General features: G+C 60.9%; 18 protein-coding genes. 13 read left to right on the top strand and 5 right to left on the bottom strand.

What is annotated here, in order from left to right; translation table 11 throughout:
- Nucleotides 1-105: 105 nt before the first annotated feature.
- The 8 genes from NY78_RS02245 (at nt 106) to NY78_RS02210 (ending at nt 8,157) form a co-directional block, all read left to right on the top strand.
- Complete coding sequence (locus NY78_RS02245; protein WP_156180849.1) at nt 106-366, top strand: hypothetical protein; 261 nt, start codon at nt 106-108, stop codon at nt 364-366.
- A gap of 45 nt (nt 367-411) precedes the next feature.
- On the top strand, nt 412-2,562 hold the full coding sequence (locus tag NY78_RS02240; RefSeq protein WP_043631130.1) for a Tex family protein: 2,151 nt from the start codon (nt 412-414) through the stop codon (nt 2,560-2,562).
- A 463-nt stretch (nt 2,563-3,025) separates the two neighbouring features.
- A complete protein-coding gene (gene nifH, locus NY78_RS02235) occupies nt 3,026-3,850 on the top strand; it encodes a nitrogenase iron protein (RefSeq protein WP_043631127.1) in 825 nt (274 codons plus the stop codon).
- 55 nt (nt 3,851-3,905) lie between these two features.
- Nucleotides 3,906-4,235, top strand: a complete 330-nt coding sequence (locus NY78_RS02230) for a P-II family nitrogen regulator (RefSeq protein WP_043631125.1) — start codon at nt 3,906-3,908, stop codon at nt 4,233-4,235.
- A gap of 11 nt (nt 4,236-4,246) precedes the next feature.
- Nucleotides 4,247-4,621 carry a P-II family nitrogen regulator gene (locus NY78_RS02225; RefSeq protein WP_043631122.1) on the top strand — a complete coding sequence of 125 codons (375 nt, stop codon included), beginning with the start codon at nt 4,247-4,249 and terminating at the stop codon, nt 4,619-4,621.
- A 52-nt stretch (nt 4,622-4,673) separates the two neighbouring features.
- A complete protein-coding gene (nifD, locus tag NY78_RS02220) occupies nt 4,674-6,296 on the top strand; it encodes a nitrogenase molybdenum-iron protein alpha chain (RefSeq protein ID WP_043631119.1) in 1,623 nt (540 codons plus the stop codon).
- Between the two features lie 33 nt (nt 6,297-6,329).
- A complete protein-coding gene (gene nifK, locus NY78_RS02215) occupies nt 6,330-7,715 on the top strand; it encodes a nitrogenase molybdenum-iron protein subunit beta (RefSeq protein ID WP_043631117.1) in 1,386 nt (461 codons plus the stop codon).
- A 136-nt stretch (nt 7,716-7,851) separates the two neighbouring features.
- Nucleotides 7,852-8,157, top strand: a complete 306-nt coding sequence (locus NY78_RS02210; RefSeq protein ID WP_043631043.1) for a (2Fe-2S) ferredoxin domain-containing protein — start codon at nt 7,852-7,854, stop codon at nt 8,155-8,157.
- A gap of 100 nt (nt 8,158-8,257) precedes the next feature.
- Here the strand turns inward: NY78_RS02210 and NY78_RS23460 are convergent, their stop codons facing one another.
- From NY78_RS23460 to NY78_RS02195, 4 genes are all read right to left on the bottom strand, one after another.
- Nucleotides 8,258-9,568 (bottom strand): HEAT repeat domain-containing protein, encoded by a 1,311-nt coding sequence (locus NY78_RS23460; RefSeq protein ID WP_082139860.1) that lies wholly within the window; start codon nt 9,566-9,568, stop codon nt 8,258-8,260.
- A gap of 246 nt (nt 9,569-9,814) precedes the next feature.
- Complete coding sequence (locus tag NY78_RS02205; protein WP_043631040.1) at nt 9,815-10,141, bottom strand: antibiotic biosynthesis monooxygenase family protein; 327 nt, start codon at nt 10,139-10,141, stop codon at nt 9,815-9,817.
- The gene (locus NY78_RS02200) at nt 10,138-12,093 is read right to left on the bottom strand and encodes a molybdopterin-dependent oxidoreductase (protein WP_043631036.1); all 1,956 of its coding nucleotides are present in this window, start codon (nt 12,091-12,093) and stop codon (nt 10,138-10,140) included. The genes NY78_RS02205 and NY78_RS02200 overlap by 4 nt, the downstream gene beginning before the upstream one ends.
- 79 nt (nt 12,094-12,172) lie before the next feature.
- Nucleotides 12,173-14,209: a two-component system sensor histidine kinase NtrB gene (locus NY78_RS02195; protein ID WP_043631033.1), complete on the bottom strand. Its 2,037-nt coding sequence runs from the start codon at nt 14,207-14,209 to the stop codon at nt 12,173-12,175.
- A 166-nt stretch (nt 14,210-14,375) separates the two neighbouring features.
- Here NY78_RS02195 and NY78_RS02190 point away from each other — a divergent pair, with 166 nt between their 5' ends.
- The 4 genes from NY78_RS02190 (at nt 14,376) to NY78_RS02175 (ending at nt 19,138) form a co-directional block, all read left to right on the top strand.
- Nucleotides 14,376-14,948, top strand: coding sequence for a LemA family protein (locus NY78_RS02190; RefSeq protein ID WP_043631031.1), 573 nt, complete (start codon nt 14,376-14,378; stop codon nt 14,946-14,948).
- A complete protein-coding gene (locus NY78_RS02185; RefSeq protein ID WP_231583703.1) occupies nt 14,945-16,846 on the top strand; it encodes a DUF2207 domain-containing protein in 1,902 nt (633 codons plus the stop codon). Before NY78_RS02190 ends, NY78_RS02185 begins: the two co-directional genes overlap by 4 nt.
- 455 nt (nt 16,847-17,301) lie before the next feature.
- The gene (locus NY78_RS02180) at nt 17,302-18,381 is read left to right on the top strand and encodes a tetratricopeptide repeat protein (RefSeq protein ID WP_043631028.1); all 1,080 of its coding nucleotides are present in this window, start codon (nt 17,302-17,304) and stop codon (nt 18,379-18,381) included.
- Nucleotides 18,382-18,400: 19 nt separating this feature from the next.
- A complete protein-coding gene (locus NY78_RS02175; RefSeq protein ID WP_043631025.1) occupies nt 18,401-19,138 on the top strand; it encodes a tetratricopeptide repeat protein in 738 nt (245 codons plus the stop codon).
- On the opposite strand, the gene NY78_RS02170 is transcribed toward NY78_RS02175, so the two are convergent.
- Nucleotides 19,135-22,125 (bottom strand): NAD-glutamate dehydrogenase domain-containing protein, encoded by a 2,991-nt coding sequence (locus NY78_RS02170; RefSeq protein WP_043631022.1) that lies wholly within the window; start codon nt 22,123-22,125, stop codon nt 19,135-19,137. The two genes, NY78_RS02175 and NY78_RS02170, sit on opposite strands and share 4 nt — an antisense overlap.
- Nucleotides 22,126-22,273: 148 nt before the next feature.
- Here NY78_RS02170 and NY78_RS02165 point away from each other — a divergent pair, with 148 nt between their 5' ends.
- Nucleotides 22,274-22,666, top strand: coding sequence for a hypothetical protein (locus NY78_RS02165; RefSeq protein WP_043631019.1), 393 nt, complete (start codon nt 22,274-22,276; stop codon nt 22,664-22,666).
- Nucleotides 22,667-22,668: the final 2 nt, after the last annotated feature.

Raw genomic sequence — 22,668 nt, 5'->3', positions numbered from 1 at the left:
CAAGTTCGTCAACGACTGGCCAGACAGGAAGGCGAAGACAGCCGGGAAAAGACCCAAACAGCCCCATGGAGTCGGATAACGTCAGAACACACGCGAGGTGAAGCCGTGGCCGCGAAAGACTTTCACAAGCTGATGCAGTGTTTTTTAGAAATAAATGCTCAAGATATAAGCGAGATATGGGACACCATCGAGAAAAACAAGAACACCGACAGACCCAAACATGACGTCGGTGCGTGGCACTCCGTTGACGGCAAAGTTTTTACCCTGGAAACCGGCATCCTCAATACCGGCGGACGGATGCTCAAAGTCGCCATTGGCCCGGACGGCAAATTTGTCACAACCATCATTTTCCCGGACATGGATTAATAAACGCCTGCTGTCGGCGACAGACTGAAAAAGGTTTCTCCACACATGATTGAAAAGTACGCCCGCCTTCTCGCCCAGGAACTCTCCATTAAGGACGCCCAGGTGGCGGCCGTGGCCCGATTGCTGGCGGACGGGGCCACCGTTCCGTTTATCGCCCGCTACCGCAAGGAGGCCTCTGGCTCCCTGGACGAAGTGGCCGTGGCCTCCATCCGGGATCGGCTGGCCCAGCTCACCGAACTCGACAAGCGCCGGGAAGCTATTCTCGGTTCCCTGGGCGAACGCGATCTGCTGACCGACGCTCTGGCCCGGGCCATCGCCGACGCCCCGGATATGGCCCGGCTGGAAGACCTTTATCTTCCCTATCGACCCAAACGCCGGACCCGGGCGGCCATGGCCCGGGAACGCGGCCTGGAGCCGCTGGCGAAGGCCCTGCTGGTGCAGCAGGGCCTTGATCCGCAACACGAAGCCCGACGCTTCGTTGACCTGGAAAAGGGCGTGGCGGACAACGACGCCGCCCTGGCCGGAGCCCGGGACATCATCGCCGAAATGGTCACCGAGGACGCCCGGGTGCGCGGGGCCGTGCGCGAGCTGTTCACGCGGCGAAGCCGCTTCATCTCCCGGGTGGTCAAGGGCAAGGAAGCCGCCGGGGCCAATTTCCGGGACTTCTTCGACTGGGACGAGGCGGTGCGGGCCATTGCCGGGCACCGGGTGCTGGCCATGTTTCGCGGCGAGCGCGAGGGCGTGCTCTCGCTCGGTCTGCGTCCGCCCGAGGCCGAAGCGTTGGGCCTGCTCAATCGCCTGATCGTCACCGGCAACAGGGCCGACAGCAGGGAAGTGGCCATGGCTGTGGAGGATGGCTACAAGCGCCTCCTTGGGCCGTCGCTCGAAAACGAACTGCGCGCTGCGGTCAAGACTCGGGCCGACAGCGAGGCCATCAGCGTCTTTTCCGCCAATCTGCGCGACCTGCTCCTGGCCGCCCCTCTGGGGCAGTCCCGGGTCCTGGCCCTGGACCCGGGCTTTCGCACCGGAGCCAAGCTGGCCGTACTCGACGCTCAGGGGACGCTGCTGCACCATACCGCCATCTATCCCACCGGCTCGCCGCGCCAGGCCGAAGAGGCGGCGGTCGTCGTGCGCGAGTTGTGCGCCAAATACGCTATCCAGGCCGTGGCGGTCGGCAACGGCACGGCCGGCCGGGAGACCGAACGTTTTGTCGGCGGGCTTGGTCTGGGGTTGCCGGTCATCATGGTCAACGAGGCCGGGGCCTCCATCTATTCAGCCTCGGAAGTGGCCCGGCGGGAGTTTCCCGACCTGGACCTGACCGTGCGCGGCGCAGTGAGCATCGGCCGCCGCCTCATGGACCCCCTGGCCGAACTGGTCAAAATCGACCCCAAATCCATCGGGGTCGGGCAATACCAGCATGACGTGGACCAGACGGCCCTCAAGCAGGCCCTCGACGAGGTGGTGGCCAGCTGCGTCAACGCCGTTGGCGTGGACCTCAATACGGCCAGCCTGGAGCTCCTCGCCTTCGTTTCCGGGCTGGGGCCGTCGCTGGCCGCCAACATCCTGGCCTACCGGCTGGAACATGGACCATTTCGGTCACGGGCCGAGTTGCGCAAGGTCAAACGCCTGGGACCCAAGGCCTTTGAGCAGGCGGCGGGGTTTTTGCGGCTGCGCGGCGGGCCGGTGCTGGACGCCACGGCCGTGCACCCTGAACGCTACGCCCTGGTCGGGCGTATGGCCGCCCAGGCGGGGTGCGCCGTGGCCGAGCTGGTGGCCGATGCCGAAGCCCGGGCGCGCATCGACGTTGCGAAATTTGTTTCCGACGACGTGGGGGACGCCACGCTCAGTGACATCATGGCCGAACTGGCCCGTCCCGGCCGTGACCCCCGACCGGCCTTCAATGCGTTTTCCTTTGCCGAAGGCGTGGAGGATATCGCCGATCTACGGCCCGGGATGCGCCTGCCGGGGCTGGTGACCAACGTGGCCAGCTTCGGGGCCTTTGTGGATATAGGCGTCCACCGCGACGGTCTGATCCATGTGAGCCATCTGGCCGACACCTACGTGGCCGACCCGTCAAAAGTGGTGCGCGTCGGCAAGGAAGTGCTGGTCACCGTCCTTGCGGTCGATCGGGAGCGCGGACGCATCAGTCTGAGTCTCAAAAGCGATCCTCTGGGCGAGGCGGGCGGCAGGGCCTAGCACCCTGGGCGGCAAGCCGTTGCTGGTCCTGGGCAAGCTCCTTCATCCAACATTTTCCCAAATTTGCAAACTCCCCATCGTCCACAACAACGGCGCGACGCCGAAGACCCGGCGTCGCGCCATTGTCACCAGCCGCTCAAATACATAGCCTGCTAAAATAGTACGACAAAAGCCCTGAAGGCCAGTCGCGTGCCGCGCAGGTTTGAAACCGCAGGCCCTGGAGCCCGGCTTCGCCCCACCCCGACAAGCCATCGACAGCCTACACAAATACCAAACAATTTTGTCGCGCCATGACCGACAATTTTGTTCGAAGCCGCCCTGCCGCCAGCATCGAGAATTTGTTTGAAACTAAATTATCATTTAATATCAAATATTTAAATCAAACACATCACGACATACCAGCGCTGGCATGACTCTTGCCTAAGGAGGAACATTCCAACTTTGCAGCAGGAGGCATTACAAAATGCGCAAGATCGCTATTTACGGCAAGGGCGGCATCGGCAAGTCCACCACCACGCAGAACACCGTCGCCGGCCTGGCGGAGATGGGCAAGAAGGTCATGGTGGTCGGCTGCGACCCCAAGGCCGACTCCACCCGGCTCCTCCTGCACGGGCTGGCCCAGAAGACCGTTCTCGACACCCTGCGTGAAGAAGGCGAGGACGTCGATCTCGACGATATCCTCAAGGAAGGCTACGGCGGCACCATGTGCACCGAGTCCGGCGGCCCCGAGCCCGGAGTTGGCTGCGCCGGTCGCGGCATCATCACCTCCATCAACCTCCTTGAGCAGCTCGGCGCTTACGAGGAAGAAAAGCACCTCGACTATGTCTTCTACGACGTCCTCGGCGACGTTGTGTGCGGCGGATTCGCCATGCCCATCCGCGACGGCAAGGCCGAAGAAATCTACATCGTCTGCTCCGGCGAGATGATGGCCATGTACGCCGCCAACAACATCTGCAAGGGCATCGTCAAGTACGCCGACACCGGCGGCGTGCGCCTGGGCGGCATCATCTGCAACAGTCGTAAGGTCGATTTCGAAAAGGAAATGATCGAAGAGCTGTGCCGCCAGATCGGTACCCAGATGATCCACTTTATGCCCCGTGAAAACCAGGTGCAGCGGGCTGAGATCAACCGCAAGACCGTCATCGACTACTCCCCCGAGCATCCCCAGGCCGACGAATACCGCGCCCTGGCCAAGAAGATCGACGAAAACAAGATGCTGGTCATCCCCAAGCCCCTGGAAATGGCCCAGCTCGAAAAGCTGCTCGTCGACTTCGGCATCGCCAACTAGGCCTGCCGCCGACCTGCAACGCAACACATACGCACACACGTAAGGAGTATTCGATATGCTGACCATGGTGAGAGCAATCGTCCGCCCCGAGAAGACCGATGAAGTCCTGGCTGCCCTGATGGATGCCGGTTTCCCCGCAGTCACCAAGTTCAACGTGGCTGGCCGCGGCAAACAGCGCGGCATCAAGATCGGCGAGATCCAGTACGACGAAATTCCCAAAGTCATGCTGATCTGCGTCGTGGAAGAAAGCGACAAGGAATTCGTGATCAAGACCATCATGGAAGCCGCCCGCACCGGCTCCAAGGGTGCCTTCGGCGACGGCAAGATCTTCATCAGCCCGGTTGGCGAGATGTACACCATCTCCTCCGGCGTCAAGGAAGCCTAAGGGGGCGCGTCATGCAGGAGATAATGGCGGTTATCCGCATGAACAAGATGAATCAGACCAAGAAGGCCCTGGCCGACGCCGGCATCCCGGCCTTCGTGGCCCGCGAAGGCTACGGACGCGGCAAAGGTCTGGTCAATCAGGCCGTGCTTGACGGCGCGGCGGCCGGAAATGAGGAAGCCATTGCGCTTCTTGGCACCAAGGGCCGCCTCTATCCCAAGCGCATCATTTCAATCGTGGTCCCGGACAATCAGGTCAAAGAAGCTGTGGACGCCCTTATAAGCGTCAACAAGACCGGCCAGGCCGGCGACGGCAAAATCTTTGTGATGCCCGTCTCCGACTCTGTCCGGGTCAGGACCGGCGAAGCCGGCGAAGCGGCTATCGTCTAGCCGGCACGGCGGACGTTCCCGGACCCCTTAGACCTAATGAGGTAGCATCGAGATGAGCACCAAGCCCACCAATGTCGAAGAGATCAAGAAGGAATTGATCGCCAAGATGCCCACCAAGGTTGCGCGCAAGCGGGCCAAGTCCATCCTCCCGGGCACCGAAATGGGCGAACCGATTCCTGAAATACAGTCCAACGTCCGCACCATCCCCGGCATCATCACCCAGCGCGGCTGCACCTACGCCGGCTGCAAGGGCGTCGTTCTCGGCCCTTCCCGGGACATCGTCAACCTGACCCACGGTCCCATCGGCTGCGGCTTCTATTCCTGGCTGACCCGCCGCAACCAGACCGAGGCCGGCCCGGACGGCGAAAACTTCATCCCCTACTCCTTCTCTACGGACATGACCGAACACGACATCGTGTTCGGCGGTGAAAAGAAGCTGCGCGCGGCCATCCAGGAAGCCTACGACACCTTCCATCCCAAGGCCATTTCCATCTTCTCCACCTGTCCGGTGGGCCTTATTGGCGACGACATCCACGCCGTGGCCCGCACCATGCAGGAAGAACTCGGCATCACCATCTTCGCCAACTCCTGCGAAGGCTACAAGGGCGTGTCCCAGTCCGCCGGCCACCACATCGCCAACAACCAGATCATGAAGCATGTCATCGGTACGGACGACACCACTCCGATCGAAGGCAAGTTCAAGGTCAACATGCTTGGCGAGTACAACATCGGCGGCGATGCCTTCGAGATCGAGCGTATTCTGGAAAAGTGCGGCTTCACCCTGGTCGCCACCTTCTCCGGCAACTCCACGGTGCAGGATTTCCGGGTGGCCCATAACGCCGACCTCAACACCGTCATGTGCCACCGGTCGCTGAACTACGTGGCTGAGATGATGGAAACCAAGTTCGGCATTCCCTGGATCAAGGTGAACTTCATCGGGGCCGAAGCGTCCGCAAAGTCGCTACGCCGCATGGCCGCCTACTTCGAGGATCAGGAATTGATCGACCGGGTCGAGGCTGTCATTGCCGAGGAACTGGTTGCCGTCAACAAGGTCGTGGACGAAATCAAGCCGCGCACCGAAGGCAAGACCGCCATGCTGTTTGTCGGCGGCTCCCGGGCCCACCACTACCAGGAATTGTTCAAGGAACTCGGCATGAAGATCCTGGGCGCGGGCTACGAGTTCGCCCACCGCGACGACTATGAAGGCCGGCACGTCCTGCCCAGCATCAAGGTCGACGCCGACTCGCGCAACATCGAAGAACTGGAGATCCTCCCCGATCCCGAGCGCTTCAAGCCCCGCAAGACCGAAGCGCAGATGGCCAAGCTCAACGAGCAGGGCGTCGACTTCAAGGGCTACGAGGGCATGATCGAGGGCATGGGCAAAGAAGCCATGGTCATCGACGACATCAACCACTACGAGACGGAAAAGCTCCTTGAGATCTACAAGCCCGACATCTTCTGCGCCGGCATCAAGGAAAAATACATCGTCCAGAAGATGGGCATTCCGCTGAAGCAGCTGCACAACTACGACATGGGCGGTCCCTACGCCGGGTTCAACGGAGCCATCAACTGGTACCGCGACATCGACCGCATGGTGAACACCAAGGTCTGGAATCTTATCAAGGCCCCCTGGCAGTCCACCGGCCCCGAGCTCGAAGCCACCTACGTGGCCTAGCAACGAACGCGATCTGCGAGAAAGGAAAGCATTATGGCTCTCTTAAGACATACCACCGGCGAGATCAAGGAACGCTCCGCGCTCACCGTCAACCCGGCCAAGACCTGCCAGCCTGTCGGCGCCATGTACGCGGCCCTTGGCGTCAAGGGATGTTTCCCCCACAGCCACGGTTCCCAGGGCTGTTGCGCCTACCACCGCTCCGCCCTGACCCGGCACTACAAGGAGCCGGTCGTGGCCGGGACCTCCTCGTTCACCGAAGGTTCCTCGGTGTTCGGCGGTCAGTCCAACCTGATCACGGCCATCGACAACATCTTCACCCTCTATGACCCTGCGGTCATCGCCATCCACACCACCTGCCTCTCCGAGACCATCGGCGACGATCTGCGCCAGATCTCCCAGAAGGCCATCGACGACGGCAAGGTGCCCGACGGCAAGCACATCATCTATGCCAGCACGCCGAGCTACGTCGGCACCCATGTCACCGGCTACGCCAACATGGTCAAGGGCATCCTCAAGGGCTTTGTCAAAAAGACCGGTACGCCCAACGGCAAGCTCAACATCATCCCGGGCTTTTGCGAACCGTCCGACATGGCCGAGATGCGCCGCCTGGCCTCCATGATGGGCATCGACATCACCATGGTGCCCGACACCAACGGCGTCTTAAACGGCCCGCTGACCGGCCACTACGAGATGTACCCCAACGCCGGAGCCACGCCGGCCGAGATCGCCACCATGGGCGACTCCATCGCCACCATCGGCCTTGGCCGCTGGGCCACCACCGAGGCGGTCAACTACCTCGACTCCGAGTTCAAGGTTCCGGGCAAGGTGCTGCCCCTGCCCATCGGCCTCAAGGCCACCGACGCCTTCGTGGACATGATGCGCCGTCTGACCGGCAAGGACGTGCCGGACTCCATCAACTTCGAGCGCGGCCAGGTCGTGGACATTCTCTCCGACTACAGCCAGTACTTCTACGGCAAGAAAGTGGCCATGGCCGGCGATCCGGATCAGCTTCTGGCCCTGGTCGAGTTCTGCATCACCCTGGGCATGATCCCGGCCTACACGGTCACGGGCACTCCCGGAAAGTACTTTGAAGAGCGCATGACAGAACTGCTCAAGGACGTGCCCTACGACTGCAAGTTCAAGTGCGGCGGCGAAGCGGACATGTTCCTGCTGCACCAGTGGGTGAAAAACGATCCGGTCGATCTGCTCATTGGCAACACCTACATGAAGTACATCGCCCGCGATGAGGACATCCCGCTCATTCGCCACGGCTTCCCGATCCTTGACCGCGTCGGCCACCAGTACTTCCCCACCGTCGGCTACTCCGGAGCCATGCGGCTGATGGAAAAGTTCCTGGAAGCCCTTCTGAACCGTCTGGACCGCGACGCCCCCGAGACCCGGTTCGAACTCCAGCTGTAACAGCGAATACGCCCGGTGTGATGTCCTCGAAGTGCGCAAACCGCCCTTTCGAGGACATCACACCGGGACAAAGTTTCCACCAGTTCAAATTCTGTCGGATTTCTATTGGACGCAACATGAGGGAGACGCACGGAACATGGAAAAGCCGCAATACCTGATCAACGTCTGCGCGAGCTTTCGCGTCAAGGGCGAGGCCAAGGGCATCTGCCACAAAAAGGGATCGCACAACCTGCTTGGCTACATGGAAGAAGGCATCCTCGACCGGGACATCGACGCCCGGGTGGTCAGCACCGGATGCCTGAAGCAGTGCGAAGACGGACCGGTTGTGGTCGTTATGCCCAACAACTGGTGGTACAAAGAGATCGACAGCGAAGATAAAGTGGATGAGTTGCTCGACGCCCTGGAAAAAGGCGAAGCCTGCGAAGACTATTTGTTCACCTAGATACGACGGTTTGCCAGCCGCTTGGCTTGGATTGGATTTTTTGGAGAGAGGCCGCCCTGCTGCCACGAGTGCAGCGGGGCGGTTTATTTACAATAAACTATCAATTATCAACACGCGACTTACGACAATGCTGTATGTACATTGATAAATTTGACGATTCTTCAAATTCTTCCAATGCATCAACGACAATAGACAGAGTTTTACTATCAACAGAAGCCGTCGCTTTTTCTATAACATCGACAGATCGATCTTCAATAATGTCCTCGAGACATTCTAGCGCTGCCATTGCAACACCGACATCTTCATCACATACAGCATTATATAAAAAAGGAAGAGCACGAATATCATCAGCATACCATATCGCTCTGACAGCCCTTTTCCGCACAACCGGACTAAAATCTTTCAACGCCTCTATCAAAGCTTCAAAAGGGGAAATCTCTTCGAAACCTTCCAAAATTTCTAACGCATCAACTCGAACCATATCATCTTTATCATTCAGCAAATTCACTATATATCGAAAAGTTCCCTCATCCTCAAATTGCTTCAATGAAGCTCTTGCAGCCGAAGCAACATTCACATCAGTGTCTTTCATCATACCAACCAGCATTGGAACAACCGTCGGATCATCACATCCCCCTAGATATTCTGCTGTTTTCGTTCGAACAAAAATCGATTCATCATTAAACAGATACAACACATTCTGAATATGTTCGCGTTTATTCATACGCCCCAAGAGCTGAATAGATTTCCCGCGAATCCTTTCATCACTATCAGACAACAACTTAAGCAACAGATCGGCTATGCCCTCACCGCCTATCTGAAAAAGAGAGTTAACAACAGCCAGTCGAACTTCGAAATCAGCATCTTCAACAGAACAAGTCAACTCGTTCACAACAGCTGCATTTCTAAACACCCCTAATTCAGACGCTGCAGTTTTCCGAACAGCTGCACTTCCTGAGCGCAACATCAAAACTAGTTCTCGGGCAGCAGCAGGCATATAACAATTAATTTTATCAACGATCAAACCAGCAAATTCATCTGGAGACAATTTTCTCAAATCGATATATCCAATTGTTCTAGGCAAGCCTGGAACAATAGCGTCATCAAATTTTGCAGGAAGAATATACTCATTATTTTTTTCTGAGAATGCCCGCTCCTGAGCTGCAACGCGTTCATGATTTGTCCACTTTTTATCCACATAAAAAGAAGACACAAACATGACCATATATATAGATTTGTTACAGTAAACATCATGCAGCCTATCATACAAGTTCGCACCCCACAGCGATACTTTTTCAAACTCATCATAAAAAACTTTCACACTACTTACTCGCAAACATTCTGCAACTTTACCAACATACTCTCGATCTTCACCGGCAAATGAGAGCACAACATCATATTCATATGACATACCAGAAACCTCCTTCAGCACCAAAGCAAGAAGAAAAATTTTACCAACATACAACAAAATACAGCCATGGACTATTTACATACAATAATACATAAATAATAATTTCCAGAAAAACAACAACTGTGAAGTTTTATTATTTTCACTTGGTGGAAAACTTATCTTTGGCGCAAGTGGCATCTTTGATGCGCTGACAAAATGAATCTCCAGCTAGGCGCTGCATCTCTAAGGCTGGTCGAGAGGCCGCGCCTATTTCTGCATTGCCGCCGGCCACCCCGCCCCCACAACGCCAGAATGCCGCACCACCGTCTCCGGCACGATCTCGTACACCTCATCCCCCGGATACAGCACCGCTCGCCCGATATCTTCGCCGGCAAACGTCTTCACATCGTCCAGCGACGTCCAGTAGGTGACAAGCGTCACTTCCATTTCGCCTTCAAGCTCCCGCTCCAGAATCTGGTAGCCGCAAAAGCCCGGCAGCGCCGCGGTCTCGGCCACGCCGGTGGCGTAGAGATGCTTGAGAAATCCGTCGCGGTGCTTCCCCGGACACAGGCATTTCCATTCTCGCGCGATCATGACAGCGCCTCCACATCCACACGGGCTTCGTAATACGGCGTCCCCTGCCCGACTTCGCTTACCATGTCCGGGATCAGCCGGTTGATTCCCTGGCCGCCTTTGAGCCAGCCGCCACGAGCACAGGTCACGACGTCCGGGCGAAGGGTCGCGTCATGGTGGACGGTCACAATCAGGCTGCCAAGCGGACTGACCAGGCGGGCCGGGCTGCCGTCGGCAATGCCCAGACGCAGCGCCACCTCGGAGGCCATGGACAGATCGGCCGGGCCGTCGCCGTCGCCGGGTTCGCGCTCGGAACACAGATGGCGCGCCCCGCCGACCGTCAGCAGATGGTAGGGATAGCGGGCGGCATCGCGGCAGTCGGCACAAGTCGTGACCTCGGTCAAAAGCTGGAAGCGGCCGGACGGCGTGTCGAACCGGCCGTCGGCCCAGGGAACCAGCGGGGTGTCCGGGATGCGCACCGGGCCGCGCCACAGGTCGTCCCAGGCCACGCCCTTTTCCAGGAGCGGCCGCAGAAGCAGACGCAGCCATGCCTCTTCGGATTTGACGTACTCGCCGGCAAAGGGGAAGCGCGTGGCCAGATCCATGAAAATATCGAACTGGGAGCGGCACTCGCCCGGCGGATCGACTGCCCGAAGAAGCGGCCCGACCATGTTGTGGCCGAAGCTGGCCACGATGTCGCGCTGCTCGTAAAAGGCGGCGCAGGGCAGAAACAGGTCGGCGTGGTCGGCCGTGTCGTCTAAAAACATGTTCATGGTCACGACAAAGGGCACGCTGTCCAGAGCCTGGGCCACAAGATCGGAATTGGGGGCCATGCACACCGGGTTGGCGGCGGAGATGACGGCCATGGCCACGGGCGGATCGGACGCTTCCAGGATTTCCCGGCCGATCTGCGGCATGAGAAAAGTGCGCCGGGGCGGATGGAGGTTCGTGCCCCACAACACCTGATCGTAGGGTCCCCATTCCTCGAAGCCCTGGGACACGCCGCCGCCAGGGATGCCGATGTTGCCGGAAACCGCGCCCAGAGCGTCCACGGCCCGGATCATCTCATGGCCAAGGGTGAAGCGGTGCAGGCCCCAACCCAGGAGCGTGGCCGTGGGCCGTCCGACGATGTAGTCGCGGGCCAGGGCGTCAATGGCGAGTGCCTCCACATCGCAGGCCGCAAGCAACTCCTCAAAGGACAACCGGGCCAGGAGGTCAAAAAAGGCCTCCAGGTTGTCGGTGTGTTTGGCCAGGAATTCCTGATCCTGCCAGCCTTGCTCGATGATGTATTTGGCCACGGCCAGGGCCAGAAAAGCGTCACGGCCGGGCTTTGGCCGGATATGGACGTCGGCCAAGGCGGCCGATTCGCTGTTTCGCGGATCGATGAGCACCACCTTGGCGCCCCGCTGCCGGGCCTTACGCAGGTGTGGCATAAGCCCGAACTGGGTGGCGGCGGGATTGCGGCCCCACAAGACGATGGTGCGGGCATTGGCCAGATCGACCGGATCGTGGGAGACGCGGGGACCGTAATCCAGGCTTTGGGCGGCGTAGCCGGTGCCGCCGCACAAGGTGCCGCGCAGGGTGGTGACCCCTCCGAGATGGGCGAAAAACCGGGCGTTGAGGATTTTAAGCGCCGTGCGCTCGCCGAAACCCATATAATAGAGAATGGACTCCGGCCCGAGCCGCTCCACGCAATCCTTGAGCCGGTCGGCCATCTCGTCCAGGGCGTCTTTCCAGGAAACCGCCGTCCAGGAACCATTGCGGCGGCGAAGCGGCGTGAGCACCCGATGCGGGCTGTTCATGCGGCGCACAAAAGCCGGCACTTTGCGGCAGACCGTGCCCAGGTTGACGGGGTGGTCGGGATTGCCGGTCAGTTTGACCACCCGGCCGTTTTCGACATGGGCCAGAAGCCCGCAGGCGCTCGGACAATCGCGGGTGCAGGTGGCAACAACGGGAGTTGCTCCGGTTGGCATGTATCCTCCTGGCGTCGCCCCAAAAGGCCACGACGCCGCAGGCCAGGATACCCGCCGGCGCGACCGCCTGCAACCGTGATCAGAGGCCGATTTTGGCTTGCTCAGCCACGGGCAGGCGCAACACGAAACTGGTCCCCTCCCCAGGCTTCGAGAGGACCTCCAGCCCGGCCTTGTGACGCTCCACAAGGGAGTGGACAATGGCCAAGCCCTGCCCGGTCCCCTTGCCCACGGGCTTGGTGGTGAAAAAAGGATCGAAGATTCGCTGGCGGATGGCGGCCGGAATACCGGGACCATCATCGGCAATGACCAGTTCCACGCCGCCGGCGCTTTGCGCCGCCCGGATGGCGATATGGCCCTTGCGGCCGGTTGGAGCGAACTTTTCCTCAACGGCCTGGGCGGCGTTGACCACAATGTTGAGCAGAATCTGATTGAAATCGCCCGGAACAAACAGGACCGGCGGCACATCGGCGTCAATTTCCACGCTGACGTCGGCTGCAAACTTCCAGGCGCTGCGGGAAACGGCCAGGGTGTCGGCCACGGCCTGGGCCACGTCCACAGGCAGGGCCGCCGCATTGCCCGGATGGGCAAAGCGTTTCATGGAAAGGACAATGGCAGCCACCCGATCGAGGCCTTCCTTGGATTCCTGGATGGCGGCCGGCGTTTCTTCCAGCAAAAACCGCAATTCCTCGTCGCCAAGAAGCTCGGCCAGTTCCTCGGCCAGGCGCTGATTCCCCTGTGGCTCCCCCTGCCCGGCCAGAGCCGAAGCCGCCAGTTTGTCGAGCAGTTCCAGCAAACGGCCAAAGGTGTTGCCCAGAAATTCCAGGTTGCCGCCCACATACTGCACCGGGGTATTGATTTCGTGAGCGATGCCGGCCGCGAGTTGCCCAAGCGACTCCATCTTGAGGGCATGGGCCAATTGGCGCTCCATGGACTTCTGGCCGGTGACGTCGACAAGGCTCAACACGACTTCATCCACCGCGCCGTCCGGGGCAAACAGAGGAGCCGCGCTCATCGAGACAAAACGCCGGCCACCCACCGGTCGGGCAAGGGAAAGCACCATGTCATACACCGGCCGGCCCGTGGCCAGGACCCGGGCAAAAGGGTGCTCACCCGCAGCCAGGGGTCCTCCGTCCACATCCCTCGTCCCGAAACCTGGATCGTCGTATGCGGGAGAGCCGAGATTGCGATTTTGCAGTTCGAGAACAGCCGCAGCCCGGGGATTGCAAAAGACAATGGCCCCGGCCCGGTTGAGCCGCACCACCCCGCCGGGCAGAGTGTTCATGAGCAGGGCGGAAAATTCGCGTTCCCGGGCCAAGGCGGCTTCGGCTCCCAGCCGGGCCAGGGTGCGATCCAGCCGCTGGGCCACGAGCCGCACGAGTTCGACTTCGTCCGCATGAAAGGAGCCCCCCACGGAGTCAGGATCTCCCTCGTCGGAAAAGACTTCCAGGGCGGCATCCGGTTGCCCCGATCCGGCGAGCGGGAAGCGCAGCCGGCACGGTCCCTGGCGAAAGTCCGGAGAGACAAACTGCCCGCCATCGGCCAACACCCGGGCATGGATCGCTTCGGGCCGGTGCATGGCGGGCGGGATAAGGGCCGCGATTCCCTGGAACAGCTGCTCCCGGGGTTGGCCGAAACGCTGGATCACGGCGTGGACCTCGGAGAGGCAGTGCAAGGCCTTGACCCGACGCGACAGGTCGGCTGTGGCGGCTGCCAGAGCGGCCTGCTGGCCATCGCCGCATGCCCGCAGTTTGCCCATGGCCAAGGTCTGTTCCCGACAGGCAAGCAGTCGTCCAAGCCGGGCCGTCAGTTCCGCCGCTCCGACCGGCCGGCGGATGACTTCATCGGCCACGGCCAAGACGGCCTGCACGGCAGCGTCGTTGGCTGTTGCGGCCATGACGGCGAGCACGGAAAAATGGCGTTCTCCACCCCGGGCTTGGCAGGCAGCCAGTTGGCCGGCCTGGGCCAGGACGGTCCGGACGTCGGCCACGAGGACGTCAATGGCCCCGGGAAAAGCCGAACCAACCGCAATCCGTATCATCTCGTGTCCGACCGCAGGCAGCAGATCAGCCACGTCCGTATCTTCCAATCCATCCGGCCAGATGCCGATAACGCCCATGTTTTCCGCCCCCTGTGCCGGATCGTCCCGTCATTCGGTCTCTACCATCCGTCGACCGCCATGGGAAGAATTCCCCACAAGGCCGCACCAGTTGCGCAGCCGCCCCGATTTCTCGTACAGAGAGAACGGAGTTCCTGTCCCAAGCATTATGCCAAGGAGAAATCCCATGATCGCCCTTTTTGTCCTTCTCGGCGTTCTCGTGCTGCTCGGCCTGTACGCCGTTTCCCTGTACAATGGTCTCGTCCGTGGCCGCAATCTGGCCGGGGAAGCCAAAAGCGGCGTGGACGTGCAACTCAAACGCCGGGCCGATCTCATTCCCAATCTGGTAGCCGTCGTCAAAGGGTATATGGGGCATGAGCGCGGCGTACTGGAATCGGTGACGGGACTGCGTTCCAAAATTGCCGCCGCCCCGGACGACAGTGCCCGTTTCCGACTGGAAGGCGAACTGACCCAGGCCCTGGGGCGACTGTTTGCCGTGGCCGAAAGCTATCCACAGCTGCGGGCCAGCGAGAATTTTGCTTCCTTGCAACAGGAACTGGCCAGCATCGAAACGGACATTCAGATGGCGAGACGCTATTACAACGGCGCAGCTCGGGCCCAGAACAACCGAGTCGAGACATTTCCGGCCAATCTTGTCTCAGGACCATTCGGTTTTTCCGTTCTGCCCTATTTCGAACTCGACGACCCGGCTGATCGAACAGCCCCGCACATCAGCTTCGATGCTGGAGCCGGGGCGTGATCCGCAACGCCTTCGCCGCCGTCCAGCTCTTTTTCGCGCTCGTCCTTCCCGCCGCGGCCTGGGCAGGTCCGGCCGCCGCAGCCCCCGAACGCATCCTGTCCTTTGACAGCCGCGTCGTCATCGCTGCGACAGCGGACCTGACCGTCACCGAAACCATCCGCGTCCTGGCCACCGGGGCCAGCATCCGCCAGGGCATCGTCCGGGAATTTCCCACCCGGTACACCACTCCCGACGGCAAATCGGCGACCGTGGATTTTCGCGTCCTGTCCGTGCGCCGCGACGGCCACAGCGAAGACTATCATACGGCGTCCGCCGGAAACGGCGTCAACGTGTACATGGGCAAGAAAGGCGTCAACATTCCCCCAGGCGAGCACGTCTACGAGCTGACCTACGCCACCGACGGCCAGATCGGCCTGTTTGACGGCTACGACGAACTGTACTGGAACGTCACCGGCAATGGCTGGCGCCTGCCCATCGACAAGGCCGCCGCCGAAATCCACCTGCCCCCCGGAGCCGACATCAGGCAATCCGCCGCCTACACCGGCCCGGCCGGGGCCAAGGGCCGCGACTACACCATCCACACCACGCCGGGCATTTTTTTCTGCGAAACAACCCGGCCTCTGCCGCCCGGCCAGGGACTGACCGTGGCCGTGGCCTTTCCCAAAGGCTTTATCACCCTGCCAACGCCACTGGAACGAGCCCTGTCCGGCCAGGCCTTTCACATGGCAGCCGCCGGTCTGGCGGTGGTGACGGTCTTTTTCCTGACTGCCTGGTATCTGGTCGGGCGCGACCCGAAGCGCGGCCTGACCATCCCGCTTTTCACCCCGCCGGCCGATCTTTCCGCCCCGGCTACCCGCTATGTGCGGCGCATGGGATTTGACGACAAAACCTTTGCCGCCGGCCTGGTGGAGATGGCCGTGACCGGCGGCGTGACCATTGAGGATGCCGAGGACGTCTACATTGTGGGCCGGGGCAAAAACGTCTTCCCCAAGGGCTCCTGGCAGCGCGACATCCGCGACGACCTCCTGGGAGCCTTGCCGGCTTTGCGCATGGAACAGGAAAATCACGCCCGCATTCGCAAGGCCCGCGAAAGTCTGGAACGCGCCCTGCAGAGCAGCTATAAAGGGTCGTTTTTTCGGGTCAACCGGAGTTTCTATTGCGTGGGCGCGGCCCTGTCGCTCCTCGCCTTCGGGCTGACCGCATTTCGGGCCAAGGACCCGGAAATGGCCGGCATCTTTTTTTCCTGGATCGGCTTTTGGACCTTTGCCGTGGCCGCACTTGGCCTGCGGGCTTGGCGAGCCCTGCGCCGAGCCCGGGCGCGCCCACGTTTCATGACCATTCTCGCCGCCGTCTTCACCTGCCTGCTCGCCGTGCCGTTTTTCATCGGCGAAGTGGCCGGGCTGGCCTTTTTGTCCGTGGCCGTTTCGCTCCCTGCCGCAGGCTGTCTGATGCTTATCGCGGCGCTAAACGCCCTCTTCTGGCATCTGCTCAAGGCCCCGACCCAGGAAGGCCGCCGGATCATGGACGCGTTGGAAGGCTTTCGCCTGTACCTGTCCGTGGGGGAACGCGAGCGTCTGGAGTTGTTGAACCCACCCGAACGCACCCCGGAACTTTTTGAGCGCTATCTGCCCTACGCCCTGGCCCTGGATGTGGAAAACGCCTGGGCGGACCAGTTCGCCGATGTCCTCAACCGGGCAGCGGCCGAGGGCTACAGCCCGTCGTGGTACGTGGGCCACGGGTTTGCCTCGGGCGATTTCTCCGGCTTTGCCGACAATCTGGGCTCGGGGTTTTCCACAGCCATCAGTTCCTCGGCCACAGCTCCGGGGTCAGTATCGGGCAGCGGCGGGGGCGGGAGTTCCGGCGGCGGGGGTGGGGGAGGAGGTGGAGGCGGTTGGTAGGTACGCCGCCTGCTCCTGAAACAAACAAAAGTCCTGCTTTCGCCCAAAGACCATCCTTCCGTCCGGGTGTGTCTCAAGAACGGATGCCGCAGGTACGGCCTTGGCGTAACGAAGCCCCTTGCCTCGGTGCGTCCGGAGAGCGACGCACAGATCGGGACTCGTTGGCACTGTGCCGGTGCTGCACGCCGAAGCGGGATTGCAGCAGTTCAGACGAGGTGGTTGCCACACAAACGAATCCAGCGCCAAGGACAGAACCAGCGCTTGCGCAGGAGGCTCTGGCCCGGGTGTGAGGCACGCTCTCGCTTTTCTCTTGGGTTCCGCTGCAATCCATGCTAAAGTGTTTTTCGCCTACGGTTGCCGGTTTTCCCTTGGTTCCGGGGCTCTTTTCAGGGATTACCCCTGCTTATGACTCCAGACCAACAGGGACAAACATCCTCCGGCCAACCGAGCGCACCATGGAAACGCAAGACCTCTCCATCGCCATCCTGACCAATAATCAGCACCATGCCACCAGAGACAAGAAGTGTTGTCTCGAGCTCAAGGTCAAAACCATTCTCGTGAGCGATGAACTGGAAGACCTGCTCCAACCGATTCAAGAAGACACGGTCCAGGTTGTCCTCATCGATGCGGCAGTCAAGGGCATGGACGGGTATGCCTGCCTGCGCGCCTTGCGAAAGGCCACAAAATCCAAGCTGCTGCCCGTCATCATGGTCACGCCGGAAAGTACAATTCAGCATGTCACCAAAGCCATTGCCGCTGGTTGCAACGGCTATATTATCCGACCCTATTCCCGCACCACCTTTGAACGCCATCTGCAGCTGGCTATTGAAACGACTAACGCCGACATCGTCGAGTCGGAACAGCTGGATACGGCCAAGGAACTGGTCCAACAGGGAAAGTTTGACGAGGCCTTGCAGGAGTTTTCCGAAATTGTGGAAGAGGAAAACGAGTCGCTTGCCTGGTTTGACAAGGGCATGGACTATCTGCACCGTCAGAAATTCGGCAAGGCCATCGTGGCCTTTAACAAGGCCGTGGCCCTCAATTCCATGTACGCCGAGGCCTACCAGGGCATGGCCCAGGCCTATAAAGGCAAGGGAGACGATGTCAACTACCGGGCTTTCCTGGACAAATCAGCCGAAATTCTGGCCCTGCAGGACCGCCTGGCCGAACTCAAGGAACTGTTTGCCGAAATCCTTGAAGCCAATCCCGACGCCATCAATCCATACAATTCGCTGGGCATCGACCTGCGCAAAAAGGGCGACTACGCCGGGGCCATGCACGCCTATGCGCAGGCCCTGACCCTGACGCCCCAGGACGAAAATCTCTTGTACAACATCGCCAAGGCCTGCATTTTTGCCAAGGACTATGCCCAGGCCATCAAGCATCTGGAGCGAGCCATCCAGGTTCGCAATCCTTTCCCCGAAGCCGCCCAGCTCCTTGCCAAATTACACGCCAAGCAATACGATCAACTTTCCGCACCCCCGAAAACGGCTGCCACCGACGCCGGCCAGGACCGTCTGGCCATGGACGTCTGAGGACACACAGGCCGCCCCCATGACCCAGGAAAACCGGATTACCGGCATTTTTTCGCTCAAGACGACCATTACGGTCGGTTTTGGCGTTACCAAAAATACCGCCCTTTCCGAAACCTATTGGTTTGTCAAGGAAATCGACAATGACCGGTTCGAGGTGCAAAGCCTGGACATGGATTTCAAGCGCCAGGGCAAAGCCGTTGTCATCACCCGCGACAAGCTCTTTGAGGAATATCATCTCGAACCTGACCTGAGCTATCGCATGCTCAGTCAGCCCCTGCTCGTTGGCGACCACTACCGCACAACGGCCAAGTACGCCAATGCCGAGCAGGAATATCAAAAGATCAAGCGCATCGACGAAGACAACATCCGGGCCAATTTCGGCCTGGGACTGGTCTATCTGGCCTTGAACAAAACCGACAAGGCCACCTATATCTTCGACCGACTGGTCCGGCTGGAAGAGGCCTTTGAACCGCAGCACAAGCACCTGTTCAACGAATTCGGCATCAATCTGCGCAAAAAAGGCCTGTTCGCCGAGGCCCTCAAGTACTATTTCCGGGCTCGCGAGCTCTCCCGCGACGACGACCATCTTCTGCTCAACATCGCCCGGGTCTATTTCGAGCAAAACCAGCTGCCCGAGGCCGAAGGCATGGCCAAAGAGGCCCTGGCGCTTAATCCCGACCTGGCCGAGGCCAAACGCCTGCTCGAACGCATCTGGAACACCCCGGTCCGTCTGGACACTCCACGGATCAAGATCTAAACCTCTCCGGGCCTTGGACCATCCAAAGCCAACGCCTCCTCGCACAGCGTCTTGTGCCCGGTACGGGCCAAAACGTGGGCTATCTCCAGACGGCCCGGCAGCCGGCTCTTGGCAATGGCCGCAAGCTGGCCGGCCAACACGTCGGCTGTGGCAAAGTAGGTCCGCACCACGGACATGAGATCCCGCAATCCGACCAGCCGCGACAGCCAGCCCAACCCTTCGGCGTAGACAATGCTGGAAGCGGCATGGGCGGCAATGACCGCATGGAGATACGATGCCGGGGCCGTGGCCAGCAGTTGGTCGAAAAAGCGGGCGGCCACCAGCGGCGGGCAGTGTTCGGCCACAAGACGCCGCAGCAGTTTGTCGCCGATCACGTCGGCCACGGTCGGGGCCTCCCGGGCCAGGGCCTGACCAATGGCGTCCTTGAGGGCGGTAATCTCGGCAGAGACGTCGCGGCTTAAAGCCACAAGCCCGATCCGGCCGCCGGAAAGCCGCCGCTCGCGCAACAGCAGCCCGGCCTCAGCCCGACATTTCTGGCGCAGGATGGCAAGCACCTCCGGGACATACCGGCGCTTGCAGGCTGCGAACTCGGCCTCGCTCATGGCCATGCCGGCCAGGATTTCATATGACGAGCAGATCACCCCGGCCTTGTTGGCCGAGGGGCCCGGCGCGATCAGCGCGCCGGCCGCTTCCAGATGCTGTCGGGCCGGGCCGGTCAGGAACAGGTTGGCCCCCTCGATGATGACCCGGGCCGAAGGACGGCCGGCAGAATCGCAAAATTCCCGCCAATTGCCGTCGTTTATGGTGTCGGGCCGGCCACCTGCCGGAATGAAGAGATCGGCTGCCGCCGTATTGTGCAGGCTGCTGCGAATCTTGGCTCCGCCGGGGGTGTCGGAACGCACCACAAAAGCGCCGTCGCCGGAAAGCCGGTCCGGGGAAAAGCCGGCAATGTGGTGTTCGGCCGCAACCAGGCGGGCCAGTTCGGCATGATCCAGTCCGCGCGGATCATAGGCTGCGCCGTGTCCATCGCTGACCGCCACCACCCTGGCCCGGTCGCCGTAGCGGGCAAAAAGCTCAAGCAAAGCATTGCCGGCCACATCCCCGGCCGGTCCGCCGGTCAGCTTGACGGTAAAGGTCGCAGCGTCGGGGTTGATGCCGGCCTCGCGCAAAAAAGCATCGGCGAACTCCAGCACGCCAAGACTGGTGACGCCATAGCGTTTGTGGTTGATGCCGCCTTCGGGCTTGGAGCTCATAAACGTGCGCGGCCAGCCATAGCCGCGTTCTACGGCCCGGCGCACGATCCAACGGATGTGATCCGGCGTGATGCCTTCGTCGGGGCCAAGATAGACGAGTTCCGGGTGGCCAAGATGGTCCACCACCCCAGGCAGGCTCTTCTCCCCGCCCTCATCCAGGACCAGCAGGTCGAGCAGGCCGTCCACAGCGCTTTTAAGCGCCAGCGTGGCATCGGCCCCGGGACCAAGCAGCAGCACGGCCTTGGCCCCGCCCTCGGGAATGTCCTTGTTTTTAAACTGCTGGGACAGGGCCAGATTCTTGGCTTCGGCGTACAGACGCCCGGCCTCGGCCTCAAGCTGGGCCGAGGTTTTGGCCCGCACCAGACGCACCCCTCCCCGGGCCATTTCCCGATAGCGCACATGAAAGCCGCGCATGTGCGGGCCGCTCAAATAAAACAGGGCATGGGGCAGCTGCTCGCCATCTCCGGGCAATTGGCCGGAAATCGCCTCGATGACCGCCGGGTCGAGACGAAACGCCAGTCCGAAACGCTCTGGCAGGTAGGCGTTGGTGCGCCGGGTATGCCGCCACAAAGCGAGCAGGCCCAAGAGGATGCGCCGGGCCACCTCGTCCTCGACAGCCGCAATGTCGGCCCGGGCTGCGGCCTCGGCGGCTTCGGTCTGCCGATGGCGGTCGGCCAGGGCCGGGTTGAACCTAGCGTCGAAGGCGACCAGACAGGCCCGGATCTGGGGCACATGACGCAGCACGGCCTGATTGACGTTGTAGGAACTAAAGGCATGGGGATTGTGGCCGACCAAAAACTGGCGCACGCATTCGCACCCGGCAGCCGTCAGCTCGGTTTCTTCCGGGGTCAGGCCGTATTCCCGGGTCAGGGCGTCCAGGACCATCGGCACGGTCCATTTGACTCGGCGAAGGCGCACCCGCAACCGCTTCCAGGCTGGATGCCCGGCGTCAATCGCCAGGCCGTCCTTGGCCACATAGAGGCTTATGACCGAGACATCGCCGTCCGGGAGGACAAAGCGGTCGGAATAGCCGCGCAGGATGTCGAGCTCCTCGGCCAGGACCGTGCGGGCCACCTGCAACAACAGCCCGCTTCGCGGCGGTTCGCGCATGGCCACCACCAGCCGGCTCTCGGTATTTTCGGCCAGCAGGTGCAGCTCAACCCGCACGCCGTCCTCCCCTTCCAGTTCTTTGGCCAGGGCAAAGTGGCGGGCCGCCCGGAGAGGATCGAACTTCTCCACGTAATCCGCCGGTGCGCCGCGCAAAAAGGCGATGAAATCCTGGCGAAGCCTGGGGTCGAGATGGCCGCCGGATTCCATGAGGCGAACGGCCTGCCGCATGGCCCGGCTGCCGCTCCCGACCGGCTCCTGCGGCTCCAGCAAAAAGGTGTCCAGGCGCAACCGGCCATCCTGGGAGGCGTAGAGGCGGGAGGTGCGGATATTGTCGCCGGCGCGTTCCGCCAGATGCTCCAGCAGGGCTTGCGTTCCGGCCGGGGCAATGCGGGTGACGCGGGTCCGCTCGTGATTCCACAAGGTGGCCGACTGGCCGCCGGAGAGCACCTCGCCGGAAATCACGGCCCGGATATGGCGGGCCTGTTCGGCCGGGGCGTGGGTGCGAAAATAATAGGCCGGCATGTTGGCCAGAAACCAGGGGACCAGTGCATCGGATTCGCTGCGCAGTTCCCGGTTGACGACCCGGGCGAAAGAGGCGGCATTGGGACGTTCAGGCAGGGTCACAGGCAGCTCCTTGGCGAAAGTTGGCGAAACGCGGCAGGCCTTCCCCACGAAACCACCTCATGGCCAAAGGCGCAGAAAATGGCAAGCGCCCTTCCCCTGTCCACCTATTGTGCGCTATGACTATCCTAACCCCAAACAGGGAGGCTCTATGACCAGAATGGCTTCGTTTACCAAACTTGAGAACGAATTGACCCCAAAATTCCGCGAAAGCATGGGATTGGCCGAATCAACGGCCGATGTGCAGAAATTTTTTGTCTACACCATGCTGGAGCTCTTAAACGGCGTCGTGGCTGGACACAGCGAGGCCTTTGAAATTCTCTACGAGGACATTGTCCTGACCCCGGGACAGGCCCCGGGCTATACGCTCTCCCCGCGCCTTGGCCGCCACGCGCCCCTGGCTGCGGAGCTTCAGGAGTCCGATCTGCCGGCCATCCTGGCCCGCTTTGCCGAAGTGGCCGGCAAACGCTACACATACCTGCAGAAAAAACCGGCCAAGACCGAAGCCAAGATGTACCACGGCACAGGCCGGGCGGCCCGTTAGGG

It is taken from the genome of Desulfovibrio sp. TomC (assembly GCF_000801335.2).
GTDB lineage: Bacteria > Desulfobacterota > Desulfovibrionia > Desulfovibrionales > Desulfovibrionaceae > Solidesulfovibrio.
Note: the sequence above shows the minus strand (reverse complement) of the source record. Positions and strands in the feature narration are given on the sequence as shown.